This is a genomic window from Bradyrhizobium jicamae, assembly GCF_001440395.1.
Lineage (GTDB): Bacteria > Pseudomonadota > Alphaproteobacteria > Rhizobiales > Xanthobacteraceae > Bradyrhizobium > Bradyrhizobium jicamae.
The window spans coordinates 707-1,072 of record NZ_LLXZ01000221.1 but is presented as its reverse complement, the minus strand read 5'-3'; the positions used below and the strand labels follow the sequence as shown (position 1 = coordinate 1,072).

The window sequence follows — 366 nt, the reverse complement described above, 5'->3', positions numbered from 1 at the left end:
CAGGAATTCCGATCTCCCCTACCGAACTCTAGCCTGCCCGTATCGACTGCAGACCCGGGGTTAAGCCCCGGGCTTTCACAACCGACGCGACAAGCCGCCTACGAGCTCTTTACGCCCAATAATTCCGGACAACGCTTGCGCCCTACGTATTACCGCGGCTGCTGGCACGTAGTTAGCCGGCGCTTCTTCTGCAGGTACCGTCACTTTCGCTTCTTCCCTGCTGAAAGAGGTTTACAACCCGAAGGCCGTCATCCCTCACGCGGCGTCGCTGCATCAGGCTTGCGCCCATTGTGCAATATTCCCCACTGCTGCCTCCCGTAGGAGTCTGGGCCGTGTCTCAGTCCCAGTGTGGCCGGTCGCCCTCTC

General features: G+C 60.4%; 1 rRNA gene (running past both ends of the window). It reads right to left on the bottom strand.

The features are described from left to right. Window positions 1–366, bottom strand: a 16S ribosomal RNA gene (locus tag CQ12_RS39410) (it extends past both window edges: 929 nt to the left, 347 nt to the right).